The organism is Pseudomonadales bacterium (assembly GCA_024234165.1).
Taxonomy (GTDB): Bacteria; Pseudomonadota; Gammaproteobacteria; order Pseudomonadales; family UBA5518; genus UBA5518.
In genome coordinates this window covers 140,412-166,464 of sequence record JACKOP010000002.1, presented here as the reverse complement: position 1 = coordinate 166,464, position 26,053 = coordinate 140,412, and the positions used below count along the sequence as shown (strand labels likewise).

General features: G+C 61.2%; 22 protein-coding genes. 10 read left to right on the top strand and 12 right to left on the bottom strand.

Going from position 1 to position 26,053, the window contains the following annotated elements; all coding sequences use genetic code 11:
* Positions 1-94: 94 nt before the first annotated feature.
* Positions 95-673, top strand: coding sequence for a Fe-S biogenesis protein NfuA (gene nfuA / locus H7A12_06475; GenBank protein ID MCP5320459.1), 579 nt, complete (start codon positions 95-97; stop codon positions 671-673).
* 47 nt (positions 674-720) lie between these two features.
* The gene (locus H7A12_06470; GenBank protein ID MCP5320458.1) at positions 721-2,406 is read left to right on the top strand and encodes a formate--tetrahydrofolate ligase; all 1,686 of its coding nucleotides are present in this window, start codon (positions 721-723) and stop codon (positions 2,404-2,406) included.
* Positions 2,407-2,413: 7 nt separating this feature from the next.
* Here H7A12_06470 and H7A12_06465 read toward each other — a convergent pair whose 3' ends face one another.
* Positions 2,414-3,487, bottom strand: coding sequence for a 3-deoxy-7-phosphoheptulonate synthase (locus H7A12_06465; GenBank protein ID MCP5320457.1), 1,074 nt, complete (start codon positions 3,485-3,487; stop codon positions 2,414-2,416).
* Between the two features lie 56 nt (positions 3,488-3,543).
* The gene (locus H7A12_06460) at positions 3,544-4,026 is read right to left on the bottom strand and encodes a low molecular weight phosphotyrosine protein phosphatase (protein ID MCP5320456.1); all 483 of its coding nucleotides are present in this window, start codon (positions 4,024-4,026) and stop codon (positions 3,544-3,546) included.
* A gap of 162 nt (positions 4,027-4,188) precedes the next feature.
* On the opposite strand from H7A12_06460, the gene H7A12_06455 reads away from it, so the two are divergent.
* Both H7A12_06455 and H7A12_06450 read left to right on the top strand, forming a co-directional pair.
* Positions 4,189-4,968, top strand: a complete 780-nt coding sequence (locus H7A12_06455) for an SDR family oxidoreductase (GenBank protein MCP5320455.1) — start codon at positions 4,189-4,191, stop codon at positions 4,966-4,968.
* 62 nt (positions 4,969-5,030) lie between these two features.
* A complete protein-coding gene (locus H7A12_06450) occupies positions 5,031-6,608 on the top strand; it encodes an AMP-binding protein (GenBank protein MCP5320454.1) in 1,578 nt (525 codons plus the stop codon).
* A gap of 39 nt (positions 6,609-6,647) precedes the next feature.
* On the opposite strand, the gene H7A12_06445 is transcribed toward H7A12_06450, so the two are convergent.
* Positions 6,648-7,193: an SRPBCC family protein gene (locus H7A12_06445; protein ID MCP5320453.1), complete on the bottom strand. Its 546-nt coding sequence runs from the start codon at positions 7,191-7,193 to the stop codon at positions 6,648-6,650.
* A gap of 208 nt (positions 7,194-7,401) precedes the next feature.
* On the opposite strand from H7A12_06445, the gene H7A12_06440 reads away from it, so the two are divergent.
* The 3 genes from H7A12_06440 to H7A12_06430 are packed head-to-tail and all read left to right on the top strand — an operon-like array spanning position 7,402 to position 11,105.
* Positions 7,402-8,274, top strand: a complete 873-nt coding sequence (locus tag H7A12_06440; GenBank protein ID MCP5320452.1) for an FAD binding domain-containing protein — start codon at positions 7,402-7,404, stop codon at positions 8,272-8,274.
* Between the two features lie 14 nt (positions 8,275-8,288).
* Positions 8,289-8,750: a (2Fe-2S)-binding protein gene (locus tag H7A12_06435; protein ID MCP5320451.1), complete on the top strand. Its 462-nt coding sequence runs from the start codon at positions 8,289-8,291 to the stop codon at positions 8,748-8,750.
* Between the two features lie 21 nt (positions 8,751-8,771).
* A complete protein-coding gene (locus H7A12_06430; GenBank protein ID MCP5320450.1) occupies positions 8,772-11,105 on the top strand; it encodes a molybdopterin-dependent oxidoreductase in 2,334 nt (777 codons plus the stop codon).
* 12 nt (positions 11,106-11,117) lie between these two features.
* Here the strand turns inward: H7A12_06430 and H7A12_06425 are convergent, their stop codons facing one another.
* The 9 genes from H7A12_06425 to H7A12_06385 all read right to left on the bottom strand — a co-directional run bounded on the left by H7A12_06425 (position 11,118) and on the right by H7A12_06385 (position 22,799).
* Positions 11,118-12,290 carry a VWA domain-containing protein gene (locus H7A12_06425; GenBank protein ID MCP5320449.1) on the bottom strand — a complete coding sequence of 391 codons (1,173 nt, stop codon included), beginning with the start codon at positions 12,288-12,290 and terminating at the stop codon, positions 11,118-11,120.
* Positions 12,287-13,186 carry a MoxR family ATPase gene (locus tag H7A12_06420; protein MCP5320448.1) on the bottom strand — a complete coding sequence of 300 codons (900 nt, stop codon included), beginning with the start codon at positions 13,184-13,186 and terminating at the stop codon, positions 12,287-12,289. Before H7A12_06420 ends, H7A12_06425 begins: the two co-directional genes overlap by 4 nt.
* A 139-nt stretch (positions 13,187-13,325) precedes the next feature.
* Complete coding sequence (locus tag H7A12_06415) at positions 13,326-15,800, bottom strand: TonB-dependent receptor (protein ID MCP5320447.1); 2,475 nt, start codon at positions 15,798-15,800, stop codon at positions 13,326-13,328.
* A gap of 160 nt (positions 15,801-15,960) precedes the next feature.
* Entirely contained in the window at positions 15,961-17,028 is a 1,068-nt protein-coding gene (locus H7A12_06410) for an AraC family transcriptional regulator (protein MCP5320446.1), read from the bottom strand.
* A 155-nt stretch (positions 17,029-17,183) separates the two neighbouring features.
* Positions 17,184-18,263: an LLM class flavin-dependent oxidoreductase gene (locus tag H7A12_06405; GenBank protein ID MCP5320445.1), complete on the bottom strand. Its 1,080-nt coding sequence runs from the start codon at positions 18,261-18,263 to the stop codon at positions 17,184-17,186.
* A 57-nt stretch (positions 18,264-18,320) separates the two neighbouring features.
* The gene (gene aksA / locus H7A12_06400; protein MCP5320444.1) at positions 18,321-19,517 is read right to left on the bottom strand and encodes a homoaconitate hydratase; all 1,197 of its coding nucleotides are present in this window, start codon (positions 19,515-19,517) and stop codon (positions 18,321-18,323) included.
* A 157-nt stretch (positions 19,518-19,674) separates the two neighbouring features.
* Positions 19,675-20,550 carry a polysaccharide deacetylase family protein gene (locus H7A12_06395; protein MCP5320443.1) on the bottom strand — a complete coding sequence of 292 codons (876 nt, stop codon included), beginning with the start codon at positions 20,548-20,550 and terminating at the stop codon, positions 19,675-19,677.
* Positions 20,551-20,599: 49 nt separating this feature from the next.
* Positions 20,600-21,868, bottom strand: coding sequence for a M20/M25/M40 family metallo-hydrolase (locus tag H7A12_06390; protein ID MCP5320442.1), 1,269 nt, complete (start codon positions 21,866-21,868; stop codon positions 20,600-20,602).
* 25 nt (positions 21,869-21,893) lie between these two features.
* Complete coding sequence (locus H7A12_06385) at positions 21,894-22,799, bottom strand: fumarylacetoacetate hydrolase family protein (GenBank protein ID MCP5320441.1); 906 nt, start codon at positions 22,797-22,799, stop codon at positions 21,894-21,896.
* Positions 22,800-23,040: 241 nt separating this feature from the next.
* On the opposite strand from H7A12_06385, the gene H7A12_06380 reads away from it, so the two are divergent.
* The 3 genes from H7A12_06380 to H7A12_06370 all read left to right on the top strand — a co-directional run bounded on the left by H7A12_06380 (position 23,041) and on the right by H7A12_06370 (position 26,044).
* Positions 23,041-23,982 (top strand): helix-turn-helix domain-containing protein, encoded by a 942-nt coding sequence (locus tag H7A12_06380; GenBank protein MCP5320440.1) that lies wholly within the window; start codon positions 23,041-23,043, stop codon positions 23,980-23,982.
* A 134-nt stretch (positions 23,983-24,116) separates the two neighbouring features.
* Positions 24,117-25,088, top strand: a complete 972-nt coding sequence (locus tag H7A12_06375; protein ID MCP5320439.1) for a ketopantoate reductase family protein — start codon at positions 24,117-24,119, stop codon at positions 25,086-25,088.
* A gap of 38 nt (positions 25,089-25,126) precedes the next feature.
* Complete coding sequence (locus H7A12_06370; protein ID MCP5320438.1) at positions 25,127-26,044, top strand: 2-dehydropantoate 2-reductase; 918 nt, start codon at positions 25,127-25,129, stop codon at positions 26,042-26,044.
* Positions 26,045-26,053 lie beyond the last annotated feature (9 nt).

Below are 26,053 nucleotides of genomic sequence, written 5' to 3'. Positions count from 1 at the left end.
CCGGGGAAGCGGCAATCCTCACGCAGAGTATCGCAAATACCCGAGCAAATTAGTAAAATATTACGCGTTGTTCGTGCGAGAGGATTGCCGGCAGATGCTCACGATCACCGAATCGGCCCAGGAATACCTCGTCGGGCTGCTGTCGAAGCAGGATCCCGACGTGCGTGGGGTGCGGGTGTTCATCACCAACCCGGGCACGCCGCGCGCCGAGACCTGCATTGCGTATTGTCGTGATGCCGATATCCAGGGCGAGGATGAACACAGGCTCTTCAATGGCTTCGAGGCATGGTTCGATAGCCGCAGTGTGCCGTTTCTGGAGGAAGCACTGGTCGATTATGCGGCTGACCGCATGGGTGGGCAGCTGACGATCAAGGCGCCCAATGCCAAGCTGCCGAAAGTCGATCCGGACAGCCCTCTCGAGGATCGGATCAATTACGTTCTCTACAATGAAGTCAATCCGCAGCTTGCTTCGCACAGCGGCGAGGTGCATCTCGTGGAAGTGGACGGCAGTGTGGCCGTGCTGCAGTTCGGCGGCAGTTGCCAGGGGTGCGGCATGGTTGCCGCCACGCTGAAGAACGGGGTGGAGCGTACGTTGCTCGAGAGATTTTCCGAGCTGACGGAAGTCCACGACGTGACCGACCATTCGATACGCACGAACGCGTACTACACCTGAACCAGGCGTAATCACCTGGGTCTTGTGCAGCCTGCGCTGTGAGCGGCATGTCTCCATCATCACCACTCCCGCCCGATATCGCGATTGCCAGAGCGGCGCAACCGTTGCCGATCGCGGAGGTCGCTGCGCGCGCGATGATTCCCGCAGATGCCCTGATCCCGTATGGACGCTACCAGGCCAAGATCGAGCGGAGATTTCTGCAGGAGCTGGAAGCACGTCCTGACGGCAGACTGATCCTGGTCACGGCGATCTCGCCGACCCCCGCCGGTGAAGGCAAGACGACGGTTGCGATCGGATTGGCAGACGGTCTGGCGCGCATCGGCGCGCGTGCATTGCTGACGCTGCGCGAACCGAGTCTCGGTCCCTGCTTCGGCATGAAAGGTGGAGCCACTGGTGGCGGCCACGCACAACTGCTGCCGATGGAAGAGATCAACCTGCATTTCACCGGCGATTTCCATGCGATAGGCGCAGCACACAACCTGCTTGCCGCCATGGCCGACAATCACCTGCACTGGTCGAATGCCTTGCAGCTCGACCCGCGACGTCTGACATGGCGGCGCACCGTCGACATCAACGATCGCAGTTTGCGCAACATCTGTATTGGTCTCGGTGGCGCAGCGAACGGTTTGGTGCGCGAGTCCGGCTACGACATCACGCCCGCCTCGGAAGTGATGGCCGTCCTCTGTCTGGCGCAGGATCTGCACGACCTCGAACAGCGCCTGGGAAACATCGTGATTGGTTACCGGCGCGATCTCGTACCGGTACATGCACGCGAGCTGAAGGCTGCCGGGGCCATGGCAGTGCTGCTGCGCGATGCATTGCAGCCGAATCTGGTACAGACGCTCGAGAACAACCCGGTGCTGGTCCACGGCGGGCCGTTCGGCAACATTGCACATGGCTGCAACTCGCTGATTGCGACGCGCAGCGCACTGAAGCTCGCCGACTATGTGGTGACCGAGGCCGGCTTCGGCGCGGATCTCGGCGGCGAGAAGTTCTTCGACATCAAGGCACGTCTCGGTGGTCTGCATCCCGATGCCGCCGTGCTGGTGGCGACGACACGGGCGCTGAAAATGCACGGTGGACAACGCCGTGAAGACCTCGGGCGGGAAAATCTCGAAGCGCTGCGAGCGGGATGCACGAACCTCGCACGGCATGTACGCAATATCGGCCTGTTCGGGGTGCCGGTCGTGGTGGCGATCAACCGCTTCGACAGTGATACCGATGCCGAGGTCGAGCTGCTCGCGTTCGAGTGTGCGCGGCTGGGTTGCGAGTCGATCGAGACCACGCACTTTCGCGAGGGCGGTGCCGGTGCCGAAGCGCTTGCACGCGTGGTGCGCACGCTGGCCGATTCGGGTCGCTCGCGGTTCCGGCCGCTGTATGCCGATGATCTGCCGTTGTGGGACAAGGTATGTACGGTGGCGCAGCAGGTATACGGTGCGGGTGAAGTTGTGGCCGGGCAGAGGATTCGTGAGAAGTTCCGTCAGTACGATGCGATTGCAGGCGGGTATCCGGTCTGTATCGCCAAGACGCAGTACAGCTTCACCACTGACCCGACACAGCTCGGAGCCCCGGTCGATCATCCGTTCAGCGTGCGTGATGTGGTGCTGGCGAATGGCGCCGGCTTTGCCGTGGCGCTGTGCGGTGACATCATGACGATGCCCGGCTTGCCGCGGATGCCGGCAGCCGAGCGTATAGGGTTCGATGCCAACGGTGATATCGTCGGCTTGTTCTGATTCGCTTCTACAGGGTGCGCTGCGGCAGGACGTCACGCAGTTTGTCGCGCAGGGAGCGGATCGCGCGTTCGGTATCGTTCCAGTCCATGCAGGCGTCGGTAACCGAAACGCCGTAGCGCAACCGTGACAGATCGGCCGGAATCGGCTGGTTGCCTGCCTCGAGATTGCTCTCGAGCATGGCGCCGACAATCGAGCGATTCCCTTCGATGATCTGGTTCGCAACGTTGTCGAGTACCAGCGCCTGCAGTGCATGGTCCTTGTTCGAATTCGCGTGGCTGCAGTCGACGACGATATTCCGGGTCACCCCGGCAGCGCCCAGTTCACGCTCGCAGAGTGCGATGTGCACTGAGTCGTAGTTCGGCCCCTGGGTTCCTCCACGCAGCACGATGTGGCCATGCGCATTGCCGCGTGTATGGATCACCGCCACCCGACCCTTGCTGTCGATGCCAAGGAATCGGTGTGGGCTGCTCACCGACTTCAGGGCGTTGATCGCGACCGTCAGTCCGCCATCGGTGCCATTCTTGAAGCCGACTGCACACGAGAGCCCGCTGGCCATCTCGCGATGTGTCTGCGACTCGGTGGTGCGTGCACCGATTGCCGACCAGGCGATCAGGTCCTGCAGGTATTGCGGTGATATCGGGTCGAGCGCCTCGGTTGCCGCCGGCAGTCCGAGCGCGACGATATCGATCAGCAGCTTGCGCGCGATGCGCAGCCCCTCCTCGATGCGAAACGAATCGTTCAGGTGCGGGTCGTTGACCAGGCCTTTCCAGCCGGTAGTCGTGCGTGGCTTCTCGAAGTAGACGCGCATCACCAGAAACAGCGTGTCTTCGACTTCGTGCGCGAGTTCACGCAGACGACGTGCGTAGTCGAGCGCTGCTGCCGGATCGTGGATCGAACACGGACCAACCACGAGGAACAGGCGTTGATCGCGACGATCGAGGATGTCCCGTACCACGCTCCGCGCGGAGCGGATCGCGGAGTCGACGCCTGCCGTCAGTGGCATTTCGGTCTTCAACTGGGCGGGAGTGATCAGTTCCCGGATCGTTTCCACGTTCAGATTCTCGAGCGTACGGTCGGTCATGGGGGTGCTTGCATGTCTCGCGGAAAAGAAAAAAGCCCCGCGTGCGGGGCGCGGCATTATAGCCGATGCACCCGGCAGAGATGCGCGAACAGTGCGGTAATGCTGCGTTCGATCAGCACAAGCGTTGTGTCGAAGTCCTGCGGCGAACCGTAAAAGGGATCAGCGATGTCCTCGCCTCCACTCGTCGGGTCGAAGCGTGTCAGGAGTTCGATCGTGCCGCTGAAACCAGCCGGAGCCCAGCCCTGCAGCGTACGCAGGTTGTTGCGGTCGACCGCAACGATGTAGTCAAAGTGCAGGAAGTCGGCGTCGGTGATCTGTCTGGCCGGGCGCGCAGGGACGCCGTAGCCTCGGCGTGCGGCGGCTGCCACGGAACGCGGGTCGGGCGGCTTGCCGATATGAAAGGATGCGGTTGCGCAGGAGTCGACGTGCAGGCGTGTCTGAAGACCGCGACTTTCGATCATCGCCGCGAATACGGCATGTGCGGCCGGTGAGCGACAGATGTTCCCAAGGCAGACGAAAAGCACGCCGATCGATTTCACCCCAGCGCCCCGTCGCTGATACCAAGGTCTGCAGCGGATTCTACGTGGTTCGGGTCGTCCGATGTGTCCTGAACAAATGGTCATGCGACATCACTGCGGAAGCGGATGCGTGCTGGTTAAACTCTGCGTGTTTTTCATCCTTTGCGGGCAGGAGAACCGGACATGGCTTTTCATGGCAAGGTGGCGCTGGTCACCGGTGGTGCGAGCGGCATGGGCAGGATTTCGGCGCTGCGGCTCGCGGCAAGCGGAGCGCAGGTCGCGATCCTCGACATGAACGAGGCGGCGCTGGCAGAGACGGCTGCGCGTTTCCCGAACATCCGGGCGCTGCGTTGCAACGTCGCGGACCAGGAGCAGGTCCAGGCATGCGTCGCTGCAGTCGAGCGCGACCTCGGTGCGATCGACCGGCTGACGCATGCCGCCGGAATCATGCCGAGCCACACCGTTATGGACACCACCTTCGAGCAGGCGCAGCGACTGATCGAGGTCAACTACTACGGCACGTTGCACATGATCGGTGCGGTGGTGCCGGCCATGCTGGCGCGCAATCGTGGTGACGTGATCCTGTTCGGCTCGGTATCAGCCACCGCACTGACACCGCATCTGGGTGCGTACGCAGCGTCCAAGGCTGCGGTGAACGTGATCGGCGAGACGCTGGCGAATGAACTCGGACACACTGCATTGCGCATCGCGGTCGTGATGCCACCGGCGGTGAATACGCCGCTGATGCAGCAGTCGCTCGCTACCGACGCAGCGCAGGCGCTGCGCGAGGCGAACACAAGCGGACGGCTGAACGATCCGGAGAAGATCGTCGACCAGATCGAGACTGCGTTCGAGCGCGGGCGCAAGGCAATCTACCCCGGCGAGGCCAAACTGCTCGAGATCTGGCACACACTGGCGCCACGCTCCTGGTGGAAAACCGTGCTGAAGTACGAGAAGCACTGACACCCCGAGTGATTCGTGCACCACGATTTCGCCCCGACGTCTGCCCGTGAGGTTCCTTGCCGATGAGCGCCGATCTGATCCACGAACCACCGCTGATGGCCCAGTTGATGATCGAAGGGCTGAATCGCTACGACGATCGTCCGTGCCTGTTGCTGGGCGACACCGTGCTCAGTTACGCCCAGATGCGCGAGCAGACCAGTCGCATGGTCCAGGTGCTGCAGGCGCAAGGACTCGGGGTCGGTTCAAGAGTGGCGGTGTTATCGGGCAACCGCCCCGAAGTGCTGGCAAACCTGGCAGCAATGCAGATCGCCGGATGCTGCGGTACCACCTTGCATCCATTGGGGTCGCTCGACGACCACGCCTACGTGCTGATGGACGCGGGCATCGAGACGTTGATCTACGATGCGCCCGCGTTCGAGCAGCGTGCCGCGGAACTGCGCGTGCGTGTGCCGGGGCTGAAGAGGCTGCTGGCTTTCGGGCCCACGACAGCGGGTGAGGACTATCTGGAGCTTGCAACGCATTTCACGGCGCAGCCGCTGGTCGCACCGGACGTACGGCCCGACGACGTGACCTCGATCATCTACACCGGAGGCACCACGGGAAAGCCCAAGGGTGTGATGTCGACGGCGCGTGGTGGTGCGTACCTGAGCATGCTGCAGATGGCCGAATGGGAGTTTCCCGAAGAACTGCGCATGCTGATCTGTACACCGCTGTCACATGCAGCGGCAGCGTTCTTCATTCCGGTGCTGCAACGCGGAGGAGCGTTCTATGTGCCGCGCGGCTTCACACCGGATCAGTTCTTCGACATGGTCGAGCAGCACGGCATCACGGCGACGATGCTGGTGCCGGTGATGATCTACATGTTGCTCGATTCACCGCGTGCGGCGACTGCCGACCTGTCGAGCCTCGAGACGATCTTCTACGGCGCGTCGGCGATGAGTCCTGGACGTCTGCGTGAAGGTATCGAAAAGTGGGGGCAGATCTTCTACCAGTTCTTCGGCCAGTCCGAAGCCCCGATGGCGCTCGCCAACCTGCGTCGGCGCGAACACGATCTGTCACGGCCGCAGCGTCTGGCTTCATGTGGGCGTCCGGCGCCATGGATCCACCTCGCGCTGCTCGACGACGACAATCGTCCGGTGCCTGCCGGCGAGCCCGGTGAGGTCTGCGTGCGCGGACCGCTGGTGATGAAGGGATATCTCGGTCTGCCGGAACAGACTGCGGAAGCGTTTGCCGGCGGCTGGCTGCACACCGGTGATATCGGGCGCATGGACGACGAGGGCTTCCTGTACATCATCGACCGCAAGAAGGACATGATCGTCAGCGGTGGTTTCAACGTGTTTCCGCGCGAAGTCGAAGATGTGTTGTCGGCACACCCGGCGGTAGCGCAGGCGGCAGTGATCGGCGTTCCCGATGCGCACTGGGGCGAAGCGGTGAAGGCGCTGGTCGTGCTGCGACCCGGGATGAACGGCGATGCTGCGCTCGTGATGGAGCTCATCGAATCCGTCAAACGCGCGAAGGGCTCGGTACAGGCACCGAAGTCGGTCGATTTCGTCCCCACGATCCCGCTGACTCCCGTCGGCAAGCCGGACAAGAAGGCGCTGCGCGCGCAGTACTGGGCAGGGGCGCACCGCAAGGTATGAGGTAGTGGGGTGGACGGCTGCCCGTCTGCTGCTTCTCTGTCAGCTCCCCCCGAACAGGCGGCGCAGGAATGCGATGAAACGGCTCCACAGCCCGGGCGTCGGCGCTGGTGGGGCGGCAGGAGCGACCGGGACGGGCGCCACGGGTTCGAGCCGGGAGCGGAAGGCCGTCACGAATTCTTCGCTCATGCTGTCGGCGAGCTTGTTCATGACGCCGCCAGCAAACTTGCCGAGCCTGCCGACGATCACGACATTCGCGTTGAATGTCACCTCGGTGAGGTTCGCCTCGAGCGGCCTCAGTTGCAGCTTTGCCTCGGCGGTCAGACGGCTGGCGCGGCCACCTTCCTCCCCCTGGATGCTGTAGGAAGCGAATTCGGGCGGACGCTGTTCCAGTTCGTGTACATCGGCCTTTACCGATGCCTTGATCGGTCCGACCTTGATCGTCATCAGGCCCTTGTACTTGCCTGGTTCGACGACCTCCACCCCTTCCACACCGGGAATGCAGGTTGCCACCTGCTCTGCGCTGGTGACGAAGTCCCAGACCTTTTCACGTGGGGCGGCAACCTGAAAAACCTTTTCGATATCCATGCTGCAGAACTCCTTGCCTGCGTTGCGGCGCATCCTACAAGTGGGGGTTCGTTCGCTACTATGCACCAAGTGCAGCGAACTGTGCAGTGTCTGCCGATTGCTGCGTCCAGATCTGGCACCATGGCTACAGTTGGCGTGACCACGACCCTATAATCGGTCACGGACGTCACCCAGAAGATTCCCTCGCAACCAATGAGGAGTGAAAACAATGGCGTTACCTGAACTCAAGGAATTCTGTCGCCCGCAGTCGGCCGCCGAGCTATCCGGCGTATTCGATACCTATGAGGATGCGGCCCTGATCGTTGCCGGTGGCACCTTCATCCACGGTCTGGAGGCACGTGGCTTGTTGAGCGGCGTGCAGGCACTGGTCGATCTGCGTCGCATGGGTCTGGATACGCTGTCGAACGACGGTCGCGGATGGCATGTCGGTGCAACGGTCAGTTTCTCCCGGCTGGGAAGGATATCCGACATCGATTTGCCGGCCTTTGGCGCGTTGAAGGACGCGTTGGCCTGTCCGCCACCGCAGATCCGCAACATGGCTACGATCGGCGGTTCGATTGCGGCTTCGGTGCCTTTCTTCGATGTGCCGGCGGCACTGCTCGCGCTCGATGCGGTGGTAACCGCAAACTCCGCTGGTACGTCTCGTGACATGCCATTGGCCGAAGTCTATGCCGGCGTGTTCGTGAACTCGCTGGCACCAGGCGAATACATCTCGAGCGTGTTCCTGCCGCGGCCAGCTGCGCGAACGACCAGTGCGTATCTGAAACTCGAGACCAACGCGAACGATCTGGCGCTGGTTGGCGCTGCCGTGCGCATGACCATCGACGCATCGCAACGTATCAGTGGCGCTCGTGTGGTACTGGGTGGCGGGCTCAACGAAATTCATATCCGTTCGACCGCCGCAGAGGCGGTACTGAACGGTGCGACGGTGGGTGAGGCAGTCTTCGAGCGTGCGGCGCAGGCGATAGAGGCCGAGATGCAGCCGATGTCCGATCATCGCTGCTCGGCCGAGTACCGCGCGGCGATGGGCAAGGTATACGTGCGCAGGGCGTTGCAGCGTGCGGTCGACAGGTTGGTCTGAAGGGAGCTGGCAGAATGAAGAAAACACTGGTCCTGACGGTCAATGGAGAGCAGCACGAGTTGCTGGTGCCGGCCGATGCAACCCTGTTGCGGGTGCTGCGCGACGAACTCGGTCTGCAGGGAACCAAGCGCGGCTGCGATACCAGCGCCTGCGGTTGTTGCACCGTGCACGTCGACGGGAAGAGCGTCTACTCATGTGCGGTCTATGCGCTGTCGGTGGATGGCAGCGAAGTCACCACCATCGAGGGATTGGGCGAGGGTGATCGCCTCGATCCGCTGCAGGATGCTTTCATCCGTGCCGGTGCCGTGCAGTGTGGCTACTGCACCTGCGGCATGATCATGTCGGCGAAGCAACTGCTGAGCGAGATCCCACATCCCGACGGGGAGCAGATTCGACATGGGATCGCCGGCAACCTGTGTCGGTGTACCGGCTATGCGAAGATCGTCGATGCAATAAAGATGGCAGCAGAAGGCTGAACGGCTAACAGGAGAAATCCCATGGGCGGAGCGGATCTGATCGGAAAGAGCGTCATCCGACCTGACGCACTCGACAAGGTGACCGGGGGCCGTGCGTACCCGGTGAACGTCAACCTGCCAGGCATGCTGCACGGCAAACTCCTGCGCAGTCCCTATCCACATGCACGCATACGCAGCATCGACATCAGCGAAGCGGCACGCCTTCCGGGTGTCAAGGCGATACTCACGCCGAAGGATGTACCGCAGATTCCGTTCTGTCCGGTGTATTTCGTGCCGTCCGACGGAGAAACCCTGATCCGCGACATGCTGATCCTGAGCGAGCATGTGCGATTTGCGGGGCAACCGGTTGCCGCGGTCGCTGCAGTCAGCGAGGAAATCGCCGACAAGGCGCTTGGACTGATCGACGTCGACTACGAGGAGTTGCGCGCCGTATTCGATCCGGAAGAAGCCATGAAGGAGGGTGCGCCGCAGTTGCACGAGCATGCGCCTGGAAACATTGCCAAGAACCCGGTTTTCGAGTTCGGTGATGTCGAGGCCGGTTTTGCCGAGGCGGATCACATCTTCGAAGGCGTCTACCAGACGCAGCGTGTACATACCTGCTATATGGAGCCGCGCGTCTGTGTCATCGATTGCAACCGTGAGGGGCATTTCACGGTGCATTCCTCGACGCAGCATATCTTCGGCTTGCGCGAGAAGCTTGCTTACTCGCTGGGCATCGACGAAGGCCGCGTTACGGTCGTGAAGCCTGCATACATCGGTGGTGGTTTTGGCGGCAAACTCGATATCGGCTACATCGAACTGCTGGCTGCGCTGCTGAGCGAGAGGACGCATCGCCCGGTGCGGATCGAACAGACGCGTTACGAAGACTTCATTACCACGACGCGCAATCCGATCAAGATGTGGATCAAGACCGGTGTCAAGGCCGATGGCACGATCACTGCTCGGCACGCCAGGAGCATTCTGGATTCGGGTGCCTACGCTACGCATGGCGCGCAGGTCATCATGGTGCACGGCCTGTTCGGCATGACCTTTCCGTACAGGTGTCCGAACAAGAAGTGGGAAGGCTTTACCGTCTACACGAACCACATGATCGGTGGTGGCTACCGGGGCTACGGTGCTCCGCAGGGTTGCTTTGCGGTCGAATCGCAGCTTGACGAGATCTGCGAGAAGCTGGGTCTCGATCCGATCGAAGTTCGGGTCCGGAATGCGCTGCGCAAGGGAGATCCCCATCCCTTCAATCCGAACTGGACGCTCAATTCCTACGGCTACGAGGAAGCACTGCGCCGTGGTGCCGAGCGTATCGGCTGGTCGTCACGCAAGCCCGCTGGCAGCAGCCCCGGTGTGAAGAAACGGGGTATCGGCGTGGCCACGCAGGGCATCTGGGTCAGTGGATGCATGGGATTCCCGGATATCTACGAACACACCGGCGCCATCGTGAAGCTGAATCGCGACGGCACCGCGGATGTGGCAACCGGAACGGTCGATATCGGTTCGGGCGCCATCACCGCGCTGTCGCAGATTGCTGCGGCGGAGCTGGGTATCGGCGTCGAAAAGGTTCGTCTCGTCTATGCCGATACCGACACCGTACCCTTCGATGCACCGACGCACGCGAGTCGGGTCACGTATTCCTCGGGACTGGCGATCAAGGCGGCGGCTGCGCAGGCGAAGAAGCGCATTTTCGAGATTGCTGCCGGCCTGATGGAAGCCAACCCGGAAGACCTCGAGATCAGCGACTCGAAAGTCTACGTCAAGGGTTCGCCGCAGAGTGCGCTGCCGTTGACCGAGATCATCCGTGTGGCCGAGAGCCCGTTCATCAAGGACACGAAGCAGGGGCCTCGTCCGTCTTCGCCTCCAGAATACAAGGGAACGATCATCGGCTCGTCGAGTCTTGCTCCCCCCGAGAACCCGACGCCCGCTTCTGTGATGTTTATCGAGGTCGAGGTCGATACCGAAACCGGGCAGGTCGCGGTGCAGCGCTGCGTCTACGCACACGATCTCGGCAAGCTGATCAACCCGAACGGCGCTGAAGGACAGGTCGAAGGTGGACTGCAGCAGGGGCTCGGCTACGCGTTGATGGAAAACCTGGTATTCGACAAGGATACGGGGGCATGTCTGTCGGCAGACTTCCTCGATTACAAGATACCGACGGCACTCGAGATGCCGCGTTCGATCGAATGCATTTTCGTCGAGACCGACGAGCCTTCGGGGCCGTTTGGCGCAAAGAGTCTTTCAGAGCAGTGCGTAACCGTTCCGGCGGCGGCAATTGCCGCTGCGGTTTACAATGCAATTGGCGTGCGTATCAATGAGTTACCAATTACTCCTGAGAGAGTGCTGAAAGCACTGGGCAAGCTCTGATCACGACGCATGTCAGATGGTGCGCAGCCTCGCCACCACGTTGGCGAGGCTTGCGAGATCGTGTGCCGGCAGGAAGTGATCGAGATAAGGGAGAGCGGTGCGCATGCCACGGCACAGTGGCTGGTAGCCCCGTTGGCCCAGCAACGGGTTGAGCCAGACCAGTGAGTCGGCCCAACTGCGCAGTGCGCGTATCGCATTGCGCATGGTCTGCGGATCACCGCGGTCCCAGCCGTCACTGAGGATCACCACGACGGTGCGTGAGCGCACCATGTGCTGCGCAAAACGCTGATTGAATTCACCGATCGCGCGACCGATATCCGTTCCGCTACCCCAACCCTGCACTACGGCCCCCAGGGCCGGGAGCAATTGTGCCGGATCATGCCGTTGCAGCAGTGCCGTGACGGGAATCATGCGGGTACCGAAAACGGCGGCCTCCAGGTTGCTCAGTTCATCACCCAGCGCCTGCATGAAGGCCAGAAGGAAGCTGCTGTAGCGGGCCATCGAACCGCTGACATCGCAGAGCAGCAGCAGTCGCAGCTTGCGGATACGGCGCTTGCGTGACCTGATCTCGATGGCGTCGAATCCAAGGCGTGCACTGCGGCGCAGGCTGGCGCGCAGATCGACTTCGCCGCCGTGATCCCGTGGCAGATGAAAACGCCTCCCCGGGCGATTCGCCAGCTTGCGCACCAGTTCGCGCATGTGTCCGAGGGCAAGCCGCAGCTCGTGTTCATCCAGCTCTCCGAGGTCGCGGGTGGCGATCGTGTCGATCAGGCTGGCGGCTACATGATCCTGATTCTCGCCGCGCGTCGGTGGCGGCGAGGCAGTGCCACTGTCGAGCAGGAGGTCGGATTCGTCCTTGCTGTCGGCACCTGTTCCGGTTGGAGCACGATCAGGATACGTGATGCCTGGCGTGCTTTCGTACTGCTCTGCGGCCCGCATCCAGTAGGCGTCGAAGATGGCGTCGAATGCCTGCAGATGTTCGCGATCGTGTACCAGTGTGGCGCGCGCGGCGGCCTGCATGTCGGCACGGTTCGTGAAATCGATCCGTTCGATCGCCTGGCACAGATCGAGCACTGCAGCAGGTGATACGGGCAGCCCCGCAAGACGCAGTTGTCGTGCGAACAGCACCAGGTGCTGTAACAGGCTGTACGTGGCGGGCAGGGGTTGGCTGATACCTGGGTTCATCGCCGCCAGGCGTGCACGATGCGGCTGGTGACGGAAGCGAGGTCGTTGCCACGAATCAGATCGATATCGTCCTTGTACTTCAGGATCCAGCCAAGGGTATCGCTGATCGTTTGCTGGTCGAGTTCGCTGATGCCGAGTGCGATCAGTGCACGTGCCCAATCGACGGTCTCTGCGGCACCCGGGTTTTTCTGCAGATCCTGTTCGCGCAGCCATTGCATGAATCTGCATACCTGTGCTGCGAGCCGTTGCTCGATACCGGGTACGCGAGCCGTCACGATGGCCACCTCGCGCACGAAATCGGGGTAATCGATCCAGTGGTACAGGCAGCGACGCTTCAGTGCGTCGTGCAGCGCGCGGGTGCGGTTCGAAGTCAGCACGACCAGTGGTGGACGTTGCGCCTTCAGCGTGCCGATCTCGGGGATGCTGATCTGAAAATCGGACAGGAATTCCAGCAGGTAGGCCTCGAACTCCTCGTCGGAACGGTCGACTTCATCGATTAGCAGCAGTGCGCGTCGAGGTGGCGCGACACGCATCGCCTTGAGCAGTGGACGTTCGAGCAGGAAGGACTCCGAGTAGATGTTTTCGCCGATATGGGCGCGCTCGATGCCGCGCGCTTCCTGCAGGCGGATCTCGAGCATCTGTCGCGGGTAATTCCATTCGTACACTGCCGTGGCGACATCGAGCCCTTCGTAGCATTGCAGGCGGATCAGTTCGGCATCGAGTGCAAGAGCCATCACCTTGGCAAGCTCGGTCTTGCCGACTCCAGGTTCACCTTCCAGGAACAGGGGTTTGTGCAGTCGCTCGGCCAGATGGACCGCCGTTGCGAGCGTGCGGTCCATTACGTACCCGTGCCGCGCACAGGTCTCGATCACGTTCTCGATGCTCTCGAAAGCCATGAATTCCGGCCCTTTGCGGGAGGACTGCTAGATCAGGGTGGGGCGAGCATATCAGTTGCAGCGGGTGGACGGGGACCACCGGGGACACAGCAGCATGCGCCGACTCTTGTGAGCCGGCGCATGCTTGCCCGATGGGGGACTAGAAGCGCGCGCGTACCGTCAGCGAGTACTGCCGGCCGCGGTCAAACACACCCTCGATCGTCTGGAACGCAGTACCCCAGACGCCGGTATGCATGTACTCCCTGTCGGTCACGTTCTTGACCGCCGCAACGATGTCGTAGTGGTCGCTCTTGTCGGTGTAGGTCAGGTTCAGGTTCACCAGCGCGAAGCTGTCCTGCGTCAACTGTGGTGAATTGAACGCGTCGTTGTACACCTTGCTTTTCCACGACCAGTCGACGCGCGGTGTCAGCGTGCCGCCGTCAGGCAGGTCGAACTGCCGCGACAGGGCGGCACTGACGCTCCACTCGGGTACGCGCTCGAACTTGTCCTTCTTGAAGAGCCAGGTGTCGATGGGGTCGACCTGGTCGTATTCAGCCTTCAGATAACCGGCCGCTGCCTCGAGGAACCAGCCGTCGGCGGGGACCGCCTGCATTTCAAGCTCGAAGCCGTTGATCGACGCACCGGCTGCGTTCCTGGTTACCGGAGCCACGCTGGTGAACACCTGTACCTGCAGATCGTCGTACTTGGTGTGGAACACCGCACCATTCAGGCGTACCCGGTGCCCCGGAGTCGAATATTTGAAACCGAGTTCGTATACCTTGACTTCCTCGGGATCGAATCCCGGGATTCTTTCCAGCTCGGTCATATCCGCTGGATAACCCATTGCTCCGGGAATGATCGGTGGAAACACGCGCTGGGTAAAACCACCCGACTTGAAACCTTCCGAGTAGCTGCCATAAACCATCAGGTCGTCGTTCCAGTCGTAGGACAGGTTGACCATTGGCGTGTTCTTGGAGATGCTCTGCTTCTTCCACAGGAAAGGCAGGATTCGCTCGCCGGCCTGCATGAAGGGAGCGTCGAGCATCGGGTCGCCACTGCCGGCGAAGTAGTTCCGCAGGATGATCTGGTCTGGCCTGAATTTCTTGTCCTCGCTGGTGTGCCTTATGCCAACGGTGAGGTGCAGTTGATCGCTGATGTCGTAGGTGCCCTGGAAGAAGGCGGCCAGGGATTTGTTGTCGATGGCGCCACCGCTACGGAAATTCGACATCACGAAGTCGAGGATATTTTCGTTGTCGCCTGATTCCTTGAAATAGTACAAGCCCAATACCCAGTGCAGCCGGCTGTCCAGCGACAGACCGTTCAGCTGGAACTCCTGCGAGAACTGCTTGAGCTTCATGTGATCGATATATTGAGAAACATGAATCGGCGAATGATCACCGTCACGTGCAAAATCCGCGTCGAGATCACGATAAGCAGTGATCGACTTGGCGCTGTAGTTTTCGTTGATCTGCCAATCGAGCGTCAGGTTGGCTGCCCATATATCGGTGTCCGAAAACGCGGGTGCAGTACCCATGTTGCGTCCGTTCTTGCCGTGGATATAACGATTGTCGTAACAACCCGGCACATTCCTGTTGATATTGGACGGAACGCCCATTGGGCCCAGGCCCATATCAGGCCGGGCAACGCAAGGAGGATAGGCATTGGGTCCGCCAAGTGCGGGAGCAGGCCAGCCCGCAAGGAAGCTGGCCATCTGGTTGTTGATCACGGCCATTGGCGGGGTAAAGGGATCGTAGTTGCCGGTTCCACGGTTGATAACAGGACCCTTGTCAATACCGATCAGTGTAAAGGCAGGGCCATTTTCACGGTTGCGTGAACCTTCGGTAGAGAAGTTCACTTCAAATGCATCGCTTGGCAGCCAGCGCAGCGCAATGCGTCCGGTCAGCATGTCTTCATCGCCCAGATCCTTGCCGTCCGTACGATCGACGTAACCATCCTGCGTCTTGCGTGCAACCGAAACGGTACTGAAGAAATTGTCGGCCAGCGGCGCGTTGATCGATCCCACCACGTCGAAGCGGTCGTCGGTGCCGTAGGTTGCCGAGATGCGCCCCGAAAACTCCTCGTTCGGCTTGCGCGTCGTGATCGAGATGGCACCGCCGATCGTGTTGCGGCCGAACAGGGTCCCTTGCGGACCGCGCAGTACCTCGACACGTTCGACGTCGACCAGGTCGAGGATGCCGCCCACCGAACGGGCAATATAGACCCCGTCGACGTAGAGACCGACACCCGGGTCGACGGTTGGCACGAAGTCCTTCTGGCCGATGCCGCGAATGTAGATTGCGGCACTGTTGCTGGCGCCACCGAAGGTCGGGCTGTTGTCGAACGACAGGTTCGGCGTGAAGTCGGCGATGCCGTCGATCTTGTCGACGCCCCGGAATTCGAGACTTTCACCCGAGAAGGCAGAGATGGAAATCGGGGTCGACTGCAACCCTTCCTCTCGCTTTCGAGCGGTGACCGTGATTTCCTCGACGAGCCAGTCGGTGCTACCCGGCTTGGCTTGTGCCTGTGCTTGTGCGTGTACCGTCACGGGTGCGGCCAGGCCGAGCGCCGTGCCGAGCAGGAACAGGCGTCCGAGCTTCATTCTTGCGAGCGATGTCATTCTGGTTCTGGTTGTCATCACGGTTCTCCGTTTTTCTGGTGGGCAGTAGCCATTGAAAATCCACATGCTCCGAAAAGACAATGGAGCATGAACCCATCGCGCTCAAAGCGGCAGCATGGGGACAGCGCCGGCGGAAATCGCACAAGCCGATGATGTCCGCCGTGAATGCTCGCCACGATCAGCCTTTCAGCGTGTCCGAGGGGGATTCGCCGAAATGCCGGCGGTATTCGACGGCAAAACGACCGAGTTGCCTGAATCCTGCGTCAAGTGCGATACGTGTGACGCTGTCGGAAACATCCGCAAGACGCAGCATGCGGTGCGCCATTTCAAGCCGGACCGATTTCAGGTGCTGCATCGGCGCGACCTGCCGGAACTCCTGGAAGCCCCGGTAAAGCGTGCGTGCGCTGACGCCACAGTGCGTTGCGATGTCCTCGATCGTGATGTTCTCGTTGAAGTGTGCTGCGATATATTCTTCGGCACGTTTGACATGGCGTGGAGCAATGCAGGGCTCGCGCTTCAGCAACTGATCGCTGTAGTTGTGCGGCTGCAGATGCAGCAGCGAGCTCGCCAGCAGATGTTCGAGTTGGCGCAGCATGGAGCTGGCGTGCGGCAGGTCGGCAAGGAGGTGCGCCTGCTCGGCGACGTACCTCACCGTATTCCACCACGCGAGCCCGCCTGGACTGCGCATGTCCATGCCGAGCGCGAACATGAGCGGTTCGGTGAGCGGGCGCTCCAGCAGATTGGCGAGATACCGCTCGACGAACGCTCGATCCAGGCGTACCTGCACCTGCCAGCAGTTGGCGCGCCAGTTCATTCTTGTCGGGACGGTTGGACTGAGAACCGAGCCCAGTTCCGGGTCGGAATCGACGGCCTGATTGCCGCATGCGGCGTGTGCCTTGCCGTGAACAGGCATCTGTACCAGGAAGAAACTCTGCAGGTCGCCGGGCTCGATGATCATGTCCGAGCCGTAGCCAAGACAGTTCACCGAGGTGCGCAGCAGCGGGGTGTGATAGAAGTAGGCGTCGAGCTGGCGATGACGGCCCGTAAAGTCGAGGCGGTGTGGCGTGTACAGCGCAGCGACCTTCTCACGCGCTTCGTCGAGTTCACGCGTATGGAAAAGCAGCCGTTCACCCAGGGTGCCGATCGACAAACCGGGCAACAAGGAAGGTTTGTGGCCCGATCGCGGTACCACCCTGTAGTGTGACACCCCGCCAAGCATGTCGTTGCGGACATGTGCACCGGTCATTATTTATGCCTTTTCAGCGCATCGTTTATTGCTGTATCGCTAGTGCATTATAGTCATCATTCCCGAATGCAAATCGATCCCTGCAGTGAAGATCGGGAACATGCCGCCGGAATCCGGACTGGCGCTGCGGCATGTTCCTGATCGCGGCCCAAGCCTCAGCTTGCAGCCGGACGCAGCCGCGGCATGACTTCCTTGCCGTACAGGCGGATCGTTTCCAGGTTGTCTTCCTCGCTGGCGCCGACCACTTCGAGCAGTGGCAGGTTGAGTCCGGCGTCGACCAGTTCCTGGGTAATCTCCAGACACTCGTCGGGGGTGCCGGAAATGACCGTGAAACGGCGCTGGATATCGTCGGTGACGAGGTGTGCGACCTTGTCCTGGGTGCCGTCGGCGATTGCCTTGCGGAACGGGTCCCAGGTCGAATCCGGAAGGCCAGAGCCGGCAAGAATGACGTCGTTCTTGATATTGCGCAGCTTGTTCACGATATACGTGCCCGTATAGCTGCGCGTCGCCGCCTTGGCCTTGGCGCGATCCTTGGAGCAGGCGGCAAGAATTACACCACCCACCGGGAAATCGGCAGGCAGCGTGCGTCCGACCTTCGCTGCACCCTTCAGCATGTTGTCGCGCGCGTATTTCACGAACGCGGGAGAAGTCAGTCCGGCAAGCAACATACCGTCGCTCTCGCGCCCGGAGAGCTGTTGCATGAACGGTCCGGTCGCCCCGACATAGATCGGAATCTCCGTACGCAGTCCGTCGCCCTTGCGGTCATAGGCAGGCATCGTCGATTCGAACAGTTCGCCCTTGTAGCTGAACTGCTTTCCGCTGAATACCCGGCGCATGATCTCCAGCGACTCGTGGTGCACCGGAACCGGCTTCAGCTTCTCGGTATCGTATTCGAGGTACTCGATACCGACCTTGCCGACTCCGATGCCCATGATGAAGCGGCCATTCGAGAGTTCGTCGATCCCGACACATTCCGACGCCTGGATCGTCGGGTGACGCATGTACGGCGAGGTGATCCCGAGCCCGACCGGGATCGTGCGTGTCGCCAGCGCAACGGCAGCCAGGGTCGCGAAGCACCCACGCGCCTCGAGGCCGTACTGGCGGAACCAGTGATAGGCTTCGGCAATCCAGAAGCCCCCGCTGAATCCCGAGTCCTCGGTTTGCCGCGCATAGGCCTGGATCGCCTTCATCGGCTCGTAGGACTTGAAGATGATTCCGACGTTTACCTGTCCCATTTCAATTCTCCTTTCTTGTCATGAACGCCGCGATCCGTCTGGATCGAAGCCTGGAAATCACCTGCTGCTGGCAACGATCGAGCGGAACTCCTCGTCGCTCAGCAGGCGTTTTGCGGCCGAGGCTCTGGCCTTGACCTGTTCAAGGATTGCAGCATGCCGCTCTGCAGGCACATCGATGCCCAATTCCTCGAGTTTCAGCTTGATGTTGGCCAGGCCACTCTTCTTGCCGAGCACGATCCTGCGCTGCGCGGCGACGATGTCGGCAGAGTAGGGTTCGATCGCCTCGGGAATATGGAACTGGGCTGCCACTGCACCGCTTTCGCGGGTGTAGAGGTATTCACCGACCACGGGCTTCCATCCATCTACCGTGTAGTTGCCGGCCTGCTGCACCAGACGGGAAACTTCGCGGGCCTTGCTCAGGTCGAGCGCGACCGGTACGTTGTAGACACAGCGCAGAGCCAGGGCAACCTCACAGATATCGGCGTTGCCTGCGCGTTCGCCCATGCCGTTGATCGTTCCCTGGATCCAGTCCGCGCCACCGCGCACCGCTGCAATCGCTGCCGCAGTCGCAAGGCCGAAGTCATTGTGCCCATGCCAATGCAGTGGAATCGATTTGCCTATCCAGGACTTCACCTCGGCTACCAGGTATTCGGCTGCTTCCGGCGCACAGGCCCCAATCGTGTCGACCACGGTGATTTCGTCGGCACCTGCAGCCAGCGCCGTGAGATAGCACTCGCGCAGGAAACCGAGATCACTGCGTGTGCTGTCGACGGCAAAGAAGTTGACGCTCTGGATCCCGTTCGACTTGGCGTGTGCGACCGATGCCTTGATGCGTTCGAGTACCTTTTCGCGCGTGAATCCGTACGCACGCATCTTCAGTTCGCTGGTCGAGATCTCGATCAGCGCATGGCGCGTGCCGAGTTCGATATGCGCGTCGATATCGGCCTGCACACAGCGAGCGAATCCCCATATTTCCGACTTGAGCCCGGCCGCGAGAATCTTTGCAACGGCTTGTGTGTCTTCCTCGGATACCCGGGGGAAGCCCGATTCGATCCGGCTCACGCCGAGTTCGGCGATCTTGCACGCGATTGCGAACTTCTCCTCGGCGCTGAAACATACGCCGACGGACTGCTCGCCATCACGCAAGGTCGTGTCGTAGAAGCGGATCGTCTTGCTGCGATCGAAACCGGTCTGTACGCGGTCCATCGCATTCAGCGAACTGGTCCAGATCTGATCTGCAGAAATCGTGTCCACCATGCTGACACCTTTATGTAAGTGTGTTGCGACTCGCTGCGGGTACCCGCTGGACATGCACGACGCGGGCAACTTGAATGCTAGGCAACGAGCCGTTTGCTGTCTTGTCTGTCAGAGTGTGATTCGTTGACCGCCAAGGCAGCGTATGTCCTCCCTCTCAGCCACCGCTCTGCATGAACCAGTCGTAGATTTCGCCTGCCGTTGCGAACCATACGTCCTCATGCGCACGCATGTGGTCAAGCGCGGCCTCGAAATAGCCGATCCGGTGTGGCACGCCCATGATGAACGGGTGAACGCTCATCGACATCACGCGTGGCTGCTGCACGCCCTCCTGGTAGAGGCGATCGAACTGCTCGGTCACGCGTTGCAGCCAAACGCGTGATTCATGCTGGTGCACGACCATCATCGGCAGGTCGCTCAGTTCGAGCGTGTACGGCATCGCGACGATCGGGTGCGAAGTGGTGCGCAGCGAGACCGGCTGCTCGTCCATCGGCCAGTCGGTGACGTAGCGGAATCCGACTTCCGCGAGGTAATCGAGCGTATCCAGCGTCTCCTGCAGGCCCGGACCAAGCCAGCCCCGTGGTGGAACGCCGGTGTAATCGTGCAACACCTTGAACGAATCACGGATATTCATGCGCTGGTCTGCCACCACATGCAGGGCAGTCTGATGGAAACCGTGTCCCATGAATTCCCACCCGGCGTCTCGCATCGCACGTGCGACCGGCTCGCCGGGCCCGAGGCACACCCGTGCGTTGATCGCCGCGCTTGCACGCAGGCTGCGTGTCTGCAGCGCCGCGAGCAGGCGCCAGAACCCGACCCGCATCCCGTACTCGTGCCATGCCCAGTTCGGGATATTGGGTACCGTGGTAACCCCGGCTGGTGAACTCACGTACTCGCGCGGAACGGGTTTGTCGATATCCCATTCCTCGACGTTGACGACCGTATAGACAGCGATCCTCTTGCCGTCGGGAAGGGTCCAGCGCGGCCGCTGCGTGATCGCCGAGAAGTCGACGCGCTCGTGAGGACGCTTCATGATCGCAGCCTCCGTTCCCCGTCGTATTATGTCGTTGTCGCGTGCCCTCTTAACCTGCCGTACCGCAGATCTGCAGGATCAGCTGGATGTACACCCGGATGATGTCGAGCATGTCGCCGATATGTACCGCTTCACCCTGGTGCGTCGAGAAGCCGGCGCCACCCGTGCGAATGCGCCCCGCCGAACCGTAGTTGATCGTCGGTATGCCGTAACGGTTCATGTGTGCGGCATCGCTCATCCAGGTCTCGACGCCGAATTGCGGCGCATTGCCCAGTTGGTCGGTATGCGCGCGCACGATGTGCTGCACGAATTCGTGATCGTCCGGGATCGATGTTCCGGGTACCGTCATGTACGGTTCGACGCGTGTGCCTTCGAGATACGGGTACTCGGCAACGACCTTGGCAACCAGTTCGCGCACCTCGTTGTAGGCTTGCAGTGGCAGCGCATCCGGGAGCGTACGCACGTCCATGTAGATCACGCAGTTGTCAGGCGTGCGCGCGCCACGCCAGCTCCAGCCGCCCTCGATTGCCGCGGTATTCACGCGCGGACTGAATTCGCCAAGGCTGTTGCGCCTGCGATACTCCGGTATCCAGTCGTGGATCGCGTCGAGTACCTTGCGAGCGCGGTTGATCGCGTTGCGCTCCACCTCCGACCATGCGGTATGGATCAGGTGTCCTGGAACGGTGATCTTCACCCACGTGCTGCCGCAGTGACGCGGAATCAGCATCATGTTGGTCGGCTCCCCGAGGACGCAGAAGTCGGCGATCGCACCATGCGTGATCGCATACTTGGTGCCGACGCCGTAGCCCTGGAACTGCGGACCGTCGTGGTCGTTCACCGGAGACTTCTCGATTTCGCCGGCCACCCCGGCAATGACGACGTCACCGCCAAGTCGGATGCCGGCGGCGCGGATCGCTTCCACGGCTACCACGTAGGTGGCGAGGGCACTCTTCATATTGAAGGAGCCCATGCCGTAGATCCATTCGTTATCCACCAGCGTGCCCTTGCACTGGTAACCGATGCCGCGGTGTGCCTGCTCGGGCCCGAAGGAGGTGTCCATATGGCCGTTGAACATCAGCGACTTGCCGTTGCCTGTACCCTGCAGACGTCCGACGGCGTTATAGCGGGCATCACCTATCGGCTGCAGCGTGGCATCGAAGCCCGACTGACGCAGCACCTCGTGATAGGCGCGCGCCATATCGCCTTCGAATCCGGTAGGACTCGGAATGTCCACCAGTTGCATCACCAGCTTGACCAGACGGTCGCGGTCGATGTTCTGGATGGCCTGGTCGACGAGTTGTGCGTCCGGTTTCGACATGTTCATTGTTCTCCTGTGGACGTGTTCAGACGATCGGCGTGACGAGGCAGCCGAGGGACTGCACATGTGCCTCGATCCGGTCGCCAGCCTTCAGCCAGTTGCGAACCTTCATTCCGGAGATCACGCCGGGAGGGCTGCCGGTGGTGATCACATCGCCGGGTTCCAGCGTCATGTTCGACCACCAGGAGACGAGTTCTGCGATCTTGTAGTGCATGTTCTGCGTGCCGGAATCCTGGCGCAGCTCACCGTTCAGATACAGCTTCATGTCGAGGTGGTTCACATCCTTTATCTCGTCCAGCGTGACCAGCCAGGGACCGAGCGGGCAGGATCCGTCGAAGCTCTTGCCCATCAGGATCACGTTGTTGGCGTGCTCGCGAGCCTGGATGTCACGTGCCGACAGGTCGTTGAAGATCGTCAGACCGGCGACGTAGTCGAGCGCGTCCTCGACGCGTACACGCAACGCCTTCTTGCCGATGATGATTCCGACCTCGATCTCGTAATCGAGCTGTCGCGTGAACGGCGGTGGGCTGACGCCTTCGCCACTGCCGACCACACACGAAGGCGCTTCGAGGAACCCGGTCGGATGCTCGTAGTGGAACTGGTTCCAGTCGTGATCCTGCCACTCGGGCGCTTCCCAGGTGGTCAGTTCGTCGAGGTGCGAACGGAAGTTGCAGGAAGTGTGGATGATCTTGCCTGGACGCGGCACGGGGGAAAGCAGCTGGACGGCATCGGGCGGATAAGCATGTGCGCCGCTGGCAGCGCCCTCGAGTACGCTGCGGATCGTGCCGACGAGGTCTTTTTCCAGCACCTCGATCATCGAGTTCGGTACGCTGCCCTGGCTGAGTGCGACGACGTCGCGATAACTGCTGCCGTCGAACGCACCGACCGTCTGTTTGCCGGTAGCCTTGATCCTGAATGTGGCGAGCTTCATGGCGGATTCCTCTGCTTGTTCTGTTTTACCGTATCGTAAACGCTTCTTGCATCGACGCAAACGACTCGCAACCAGCATAGTGTCGATACAGCTGCCCGGTCTTGCCTCCTGATGCCTCATTCATTGACTGCGCGTGCAACCCCATCGATACTGCCGCAATACCGGGTGCCTTGGTGATGACCTTTATCCATCAACCGGGTTGAGGGAGAGCAGCGCGAGTGAACGTGGACGGGCTGCGATCATGATCGAGAACAATTCGCTGCAGGAATCCGTGCGCGATGCGCACATCACCGTCGGTACCGAAATGCGGGGTCGTCCGATCCAGCGTTTCAGTTGCCGCGATCTGCGTCTCGCCAATCTCGAACTTTTCGAGATCACGATCGACCCGATCGTGATTCATCGTCGCGTCGAAGACATCAGCGAAGATCGTACCGATGATTACCTGCTCGCCACCCAGTTGCAGGGGACCGTGCTGATCAAGCAGGGCAATATCGAGTTTACCCAGTGTCCGGGCAGTCTCGTGATGATGTCGGCCGGGGAGCCGTACAGCATCATCCATACCCAGCAGAGTCACCGCCTGATACTGCATTTCCCGGCCGCGCTGTTTCGCGAACGCGTGCTCGGGCACATGAAGAGCCGGGAGTATCGGCCGCGCCTGATGCCACCCGGCGGATTGGTCACGGTGGTTTGTGCCATGTTGCGTTCGGCAGCACTGGACGCGGGCGAGTTCAAGTTGCCGGAACAGTATGCGCTGGCGGAAAACCTGCTGGAACTGACAGCAGCGATGCTGCGTTCGGAAACCGACGTGGAGTACGAAAGGAAGCATTCGCGACAGTCGGCGCTGTTTCGGCGCATCCTCGAATTCATGGAAGCAAACTTCATGGATGCCGAGATGTCGCCGGAGAAGATCGCGAAGGCGAACGGAATCTCGATGCGCTACCTGCACAGCTTGTTCTTTCAGGCTGGAATTTCGGTAAGCAAGTGGTTGTGGGAGCGCAGGTTGCGTGCGGCGCGTGATGATCTGCTCGATCCGCAGCTGCGTCATATGCGGGTCAGCGAAATCGCATTCGGGCGCGGCTTCAATGATCCGGCGCATTTCAGCCGATCGTTCCGGAAACGCTTCGCCGTGTCGCCACTGAAACTGCGTCAGGACGCCGAGGTACGACGCGCAGCGGAAGAATGAAGCCGGGACGCCGCGCTTGCGGTGCCTGCGCGGAAGGTCAAGCTGTTATGCAGTTTCGATCAAGACAGTCGGAGCGCGGCTGCCATAAGCTCCCGTGCCTGACGCAAGCATGAAAATAATCGGGGCAGAAGCGCATGCAGCAGATTCGCAAGGTATGCATCGTCGGCGCAGGCGCGATCGGCAGCCTGTTCGCCGGTCACCTGGGTGCGTGCATCGAGACGACGGTACTCACACGCCGCGAGGCACATGCACGCGATCTGAACGAACATGGGTTGCGGGTGAGCGGCAAGTCGGATCTGCACGCACGCGTGCGTGCGAGCATCGATCCGGCTGAGCTCGGCGATGTGGATCTGATCATCCTGGCGACCAAGGCTACCGCAGTCGAAGAAAGCGCGCGGGTGCTGCAAGGGCACTTTCCGCGAGCGAGCATCCTGCTCGTGCAGAACGGCCTGGGCTGCGAGGAGGTGGTGCACCGGTTCGGTGAGTGGCCGCTGATTTCCGGTGTGACCTTCATGAGCGGCGTGCGCCATTCCGACACCCACGTGGAATACGAACTCGATACCGCGACCTGGCTTGGCCCGTGGGCGGAGCATGGTCCCGACTACGCATTTGTGCGCGAGGTCGAAGCACTGATCGTTCGGTCCGGGCTGAAGGCGGAAGCCTACGAAGATCTGCTGCCTCACCAGTGGTCGAAGCTGATCTTCAACTCGGCGGTGAACAGCATCTCGGCGCTGGCGGATCTGCCGCACGTTCGCTCTTTCGCCGCGCGTGAGCAGCTTGCCGATCTTGGCCATCTGGTCTACGCGATGATGGACGAAGGCCGGTGCATCGCGGCTGCTCGTGGTGTGAGTCTTGCGGACGATCCCTGGGAAATGAACGTGAGGGCGGTCAGCCACGGACAGACCGGCAACGAGGAATACGGGCATGTGACCTCGATGCTCGACGATGTGCGCAACCGCCGTCTCACCGAGGTCGACTGGATTACCGGAGCGATCGTGCGTGAGGCGAAGAAGGCAGGAATTGCGGCTCCCCATCACGAAACTCTCTACCGTCTGGTGAAGGCGCTGGAGAGCAGCTGGCAGCGGCCGCGCGCTCCCGCACACTGATACCGCATGCGTCAACGCAACACGAAAAGGAGAACATGATGAAGATCTGCATCGTTGGCTGTGGCGCCATCGGGAGTCTGTTCGCAGCCCATCTTGGACGGCTGGAGGATGTCGAGGTCTGGGCCTACGACCCTTACCAGGCACATGTCGACGCGATCAATGCGAAAGGGCTGCGCTTGACCGGCAGAAGCGATTTCGTGGCGCGTGTCAACGCGCGCAGCAACGCCAGCGAGATACCGCCGTGCGACTTCGGCATCGTTGCAGCAAAGAGCACGCACACGCGCTCCGCGATCGAAGCCACGGCGAACGTGTTCGCCAACGCCGCGGTCTGCTCGGTGCAGAATGGTGTCGGTAACGAAGAAATAATCGCCGAGTACGTGCCACGGGTGATCCTGGGCACCACGTTTCCGGCGGGCCACATCACTGCTCCCGGTGTCTGCAACCAGGATACCGGCGGCAGTACCTGGATCGGACCGTTTGCACCAAGGCCAGCCAGCATGGACGAGGTCCGGCGCCTGGCCGACGCCTGCACGCGCTCGGGCATGGACGTGATCGCGATGGAAGACGCACGCGGCGCGCAATGGACCAAACTGATCTTCAACTCGGCGTCGAACGCGATGGGTGCTCTGACGCGTCTGCCACACGGTGTCGCCTGCGATCAGCCGGAGGTACGTGCACTGATGTCCGTGCTGGTTGCCGAGGGCGTGGCGGTTGCACGTGCACTCGGAATCACGCTCGACGATGATCCGGAGAAGATGATCGATCACGGACGCGAGGTCGCCTACAACCACAAGCCGAGCATGCTGCAGGACGTCGAGGCACATCGCAAAACCGAGATCGAGGCGCTGAATGCCGGGATCGCGAAGCTCGGACGTGAACTCGGTGTGGCCTGCCCGATGAACGAGGCAGTGGCTGCCATGATCAAGGGCCTCGAACATTCCTGGACACTTGCCTGAATCGTAGCG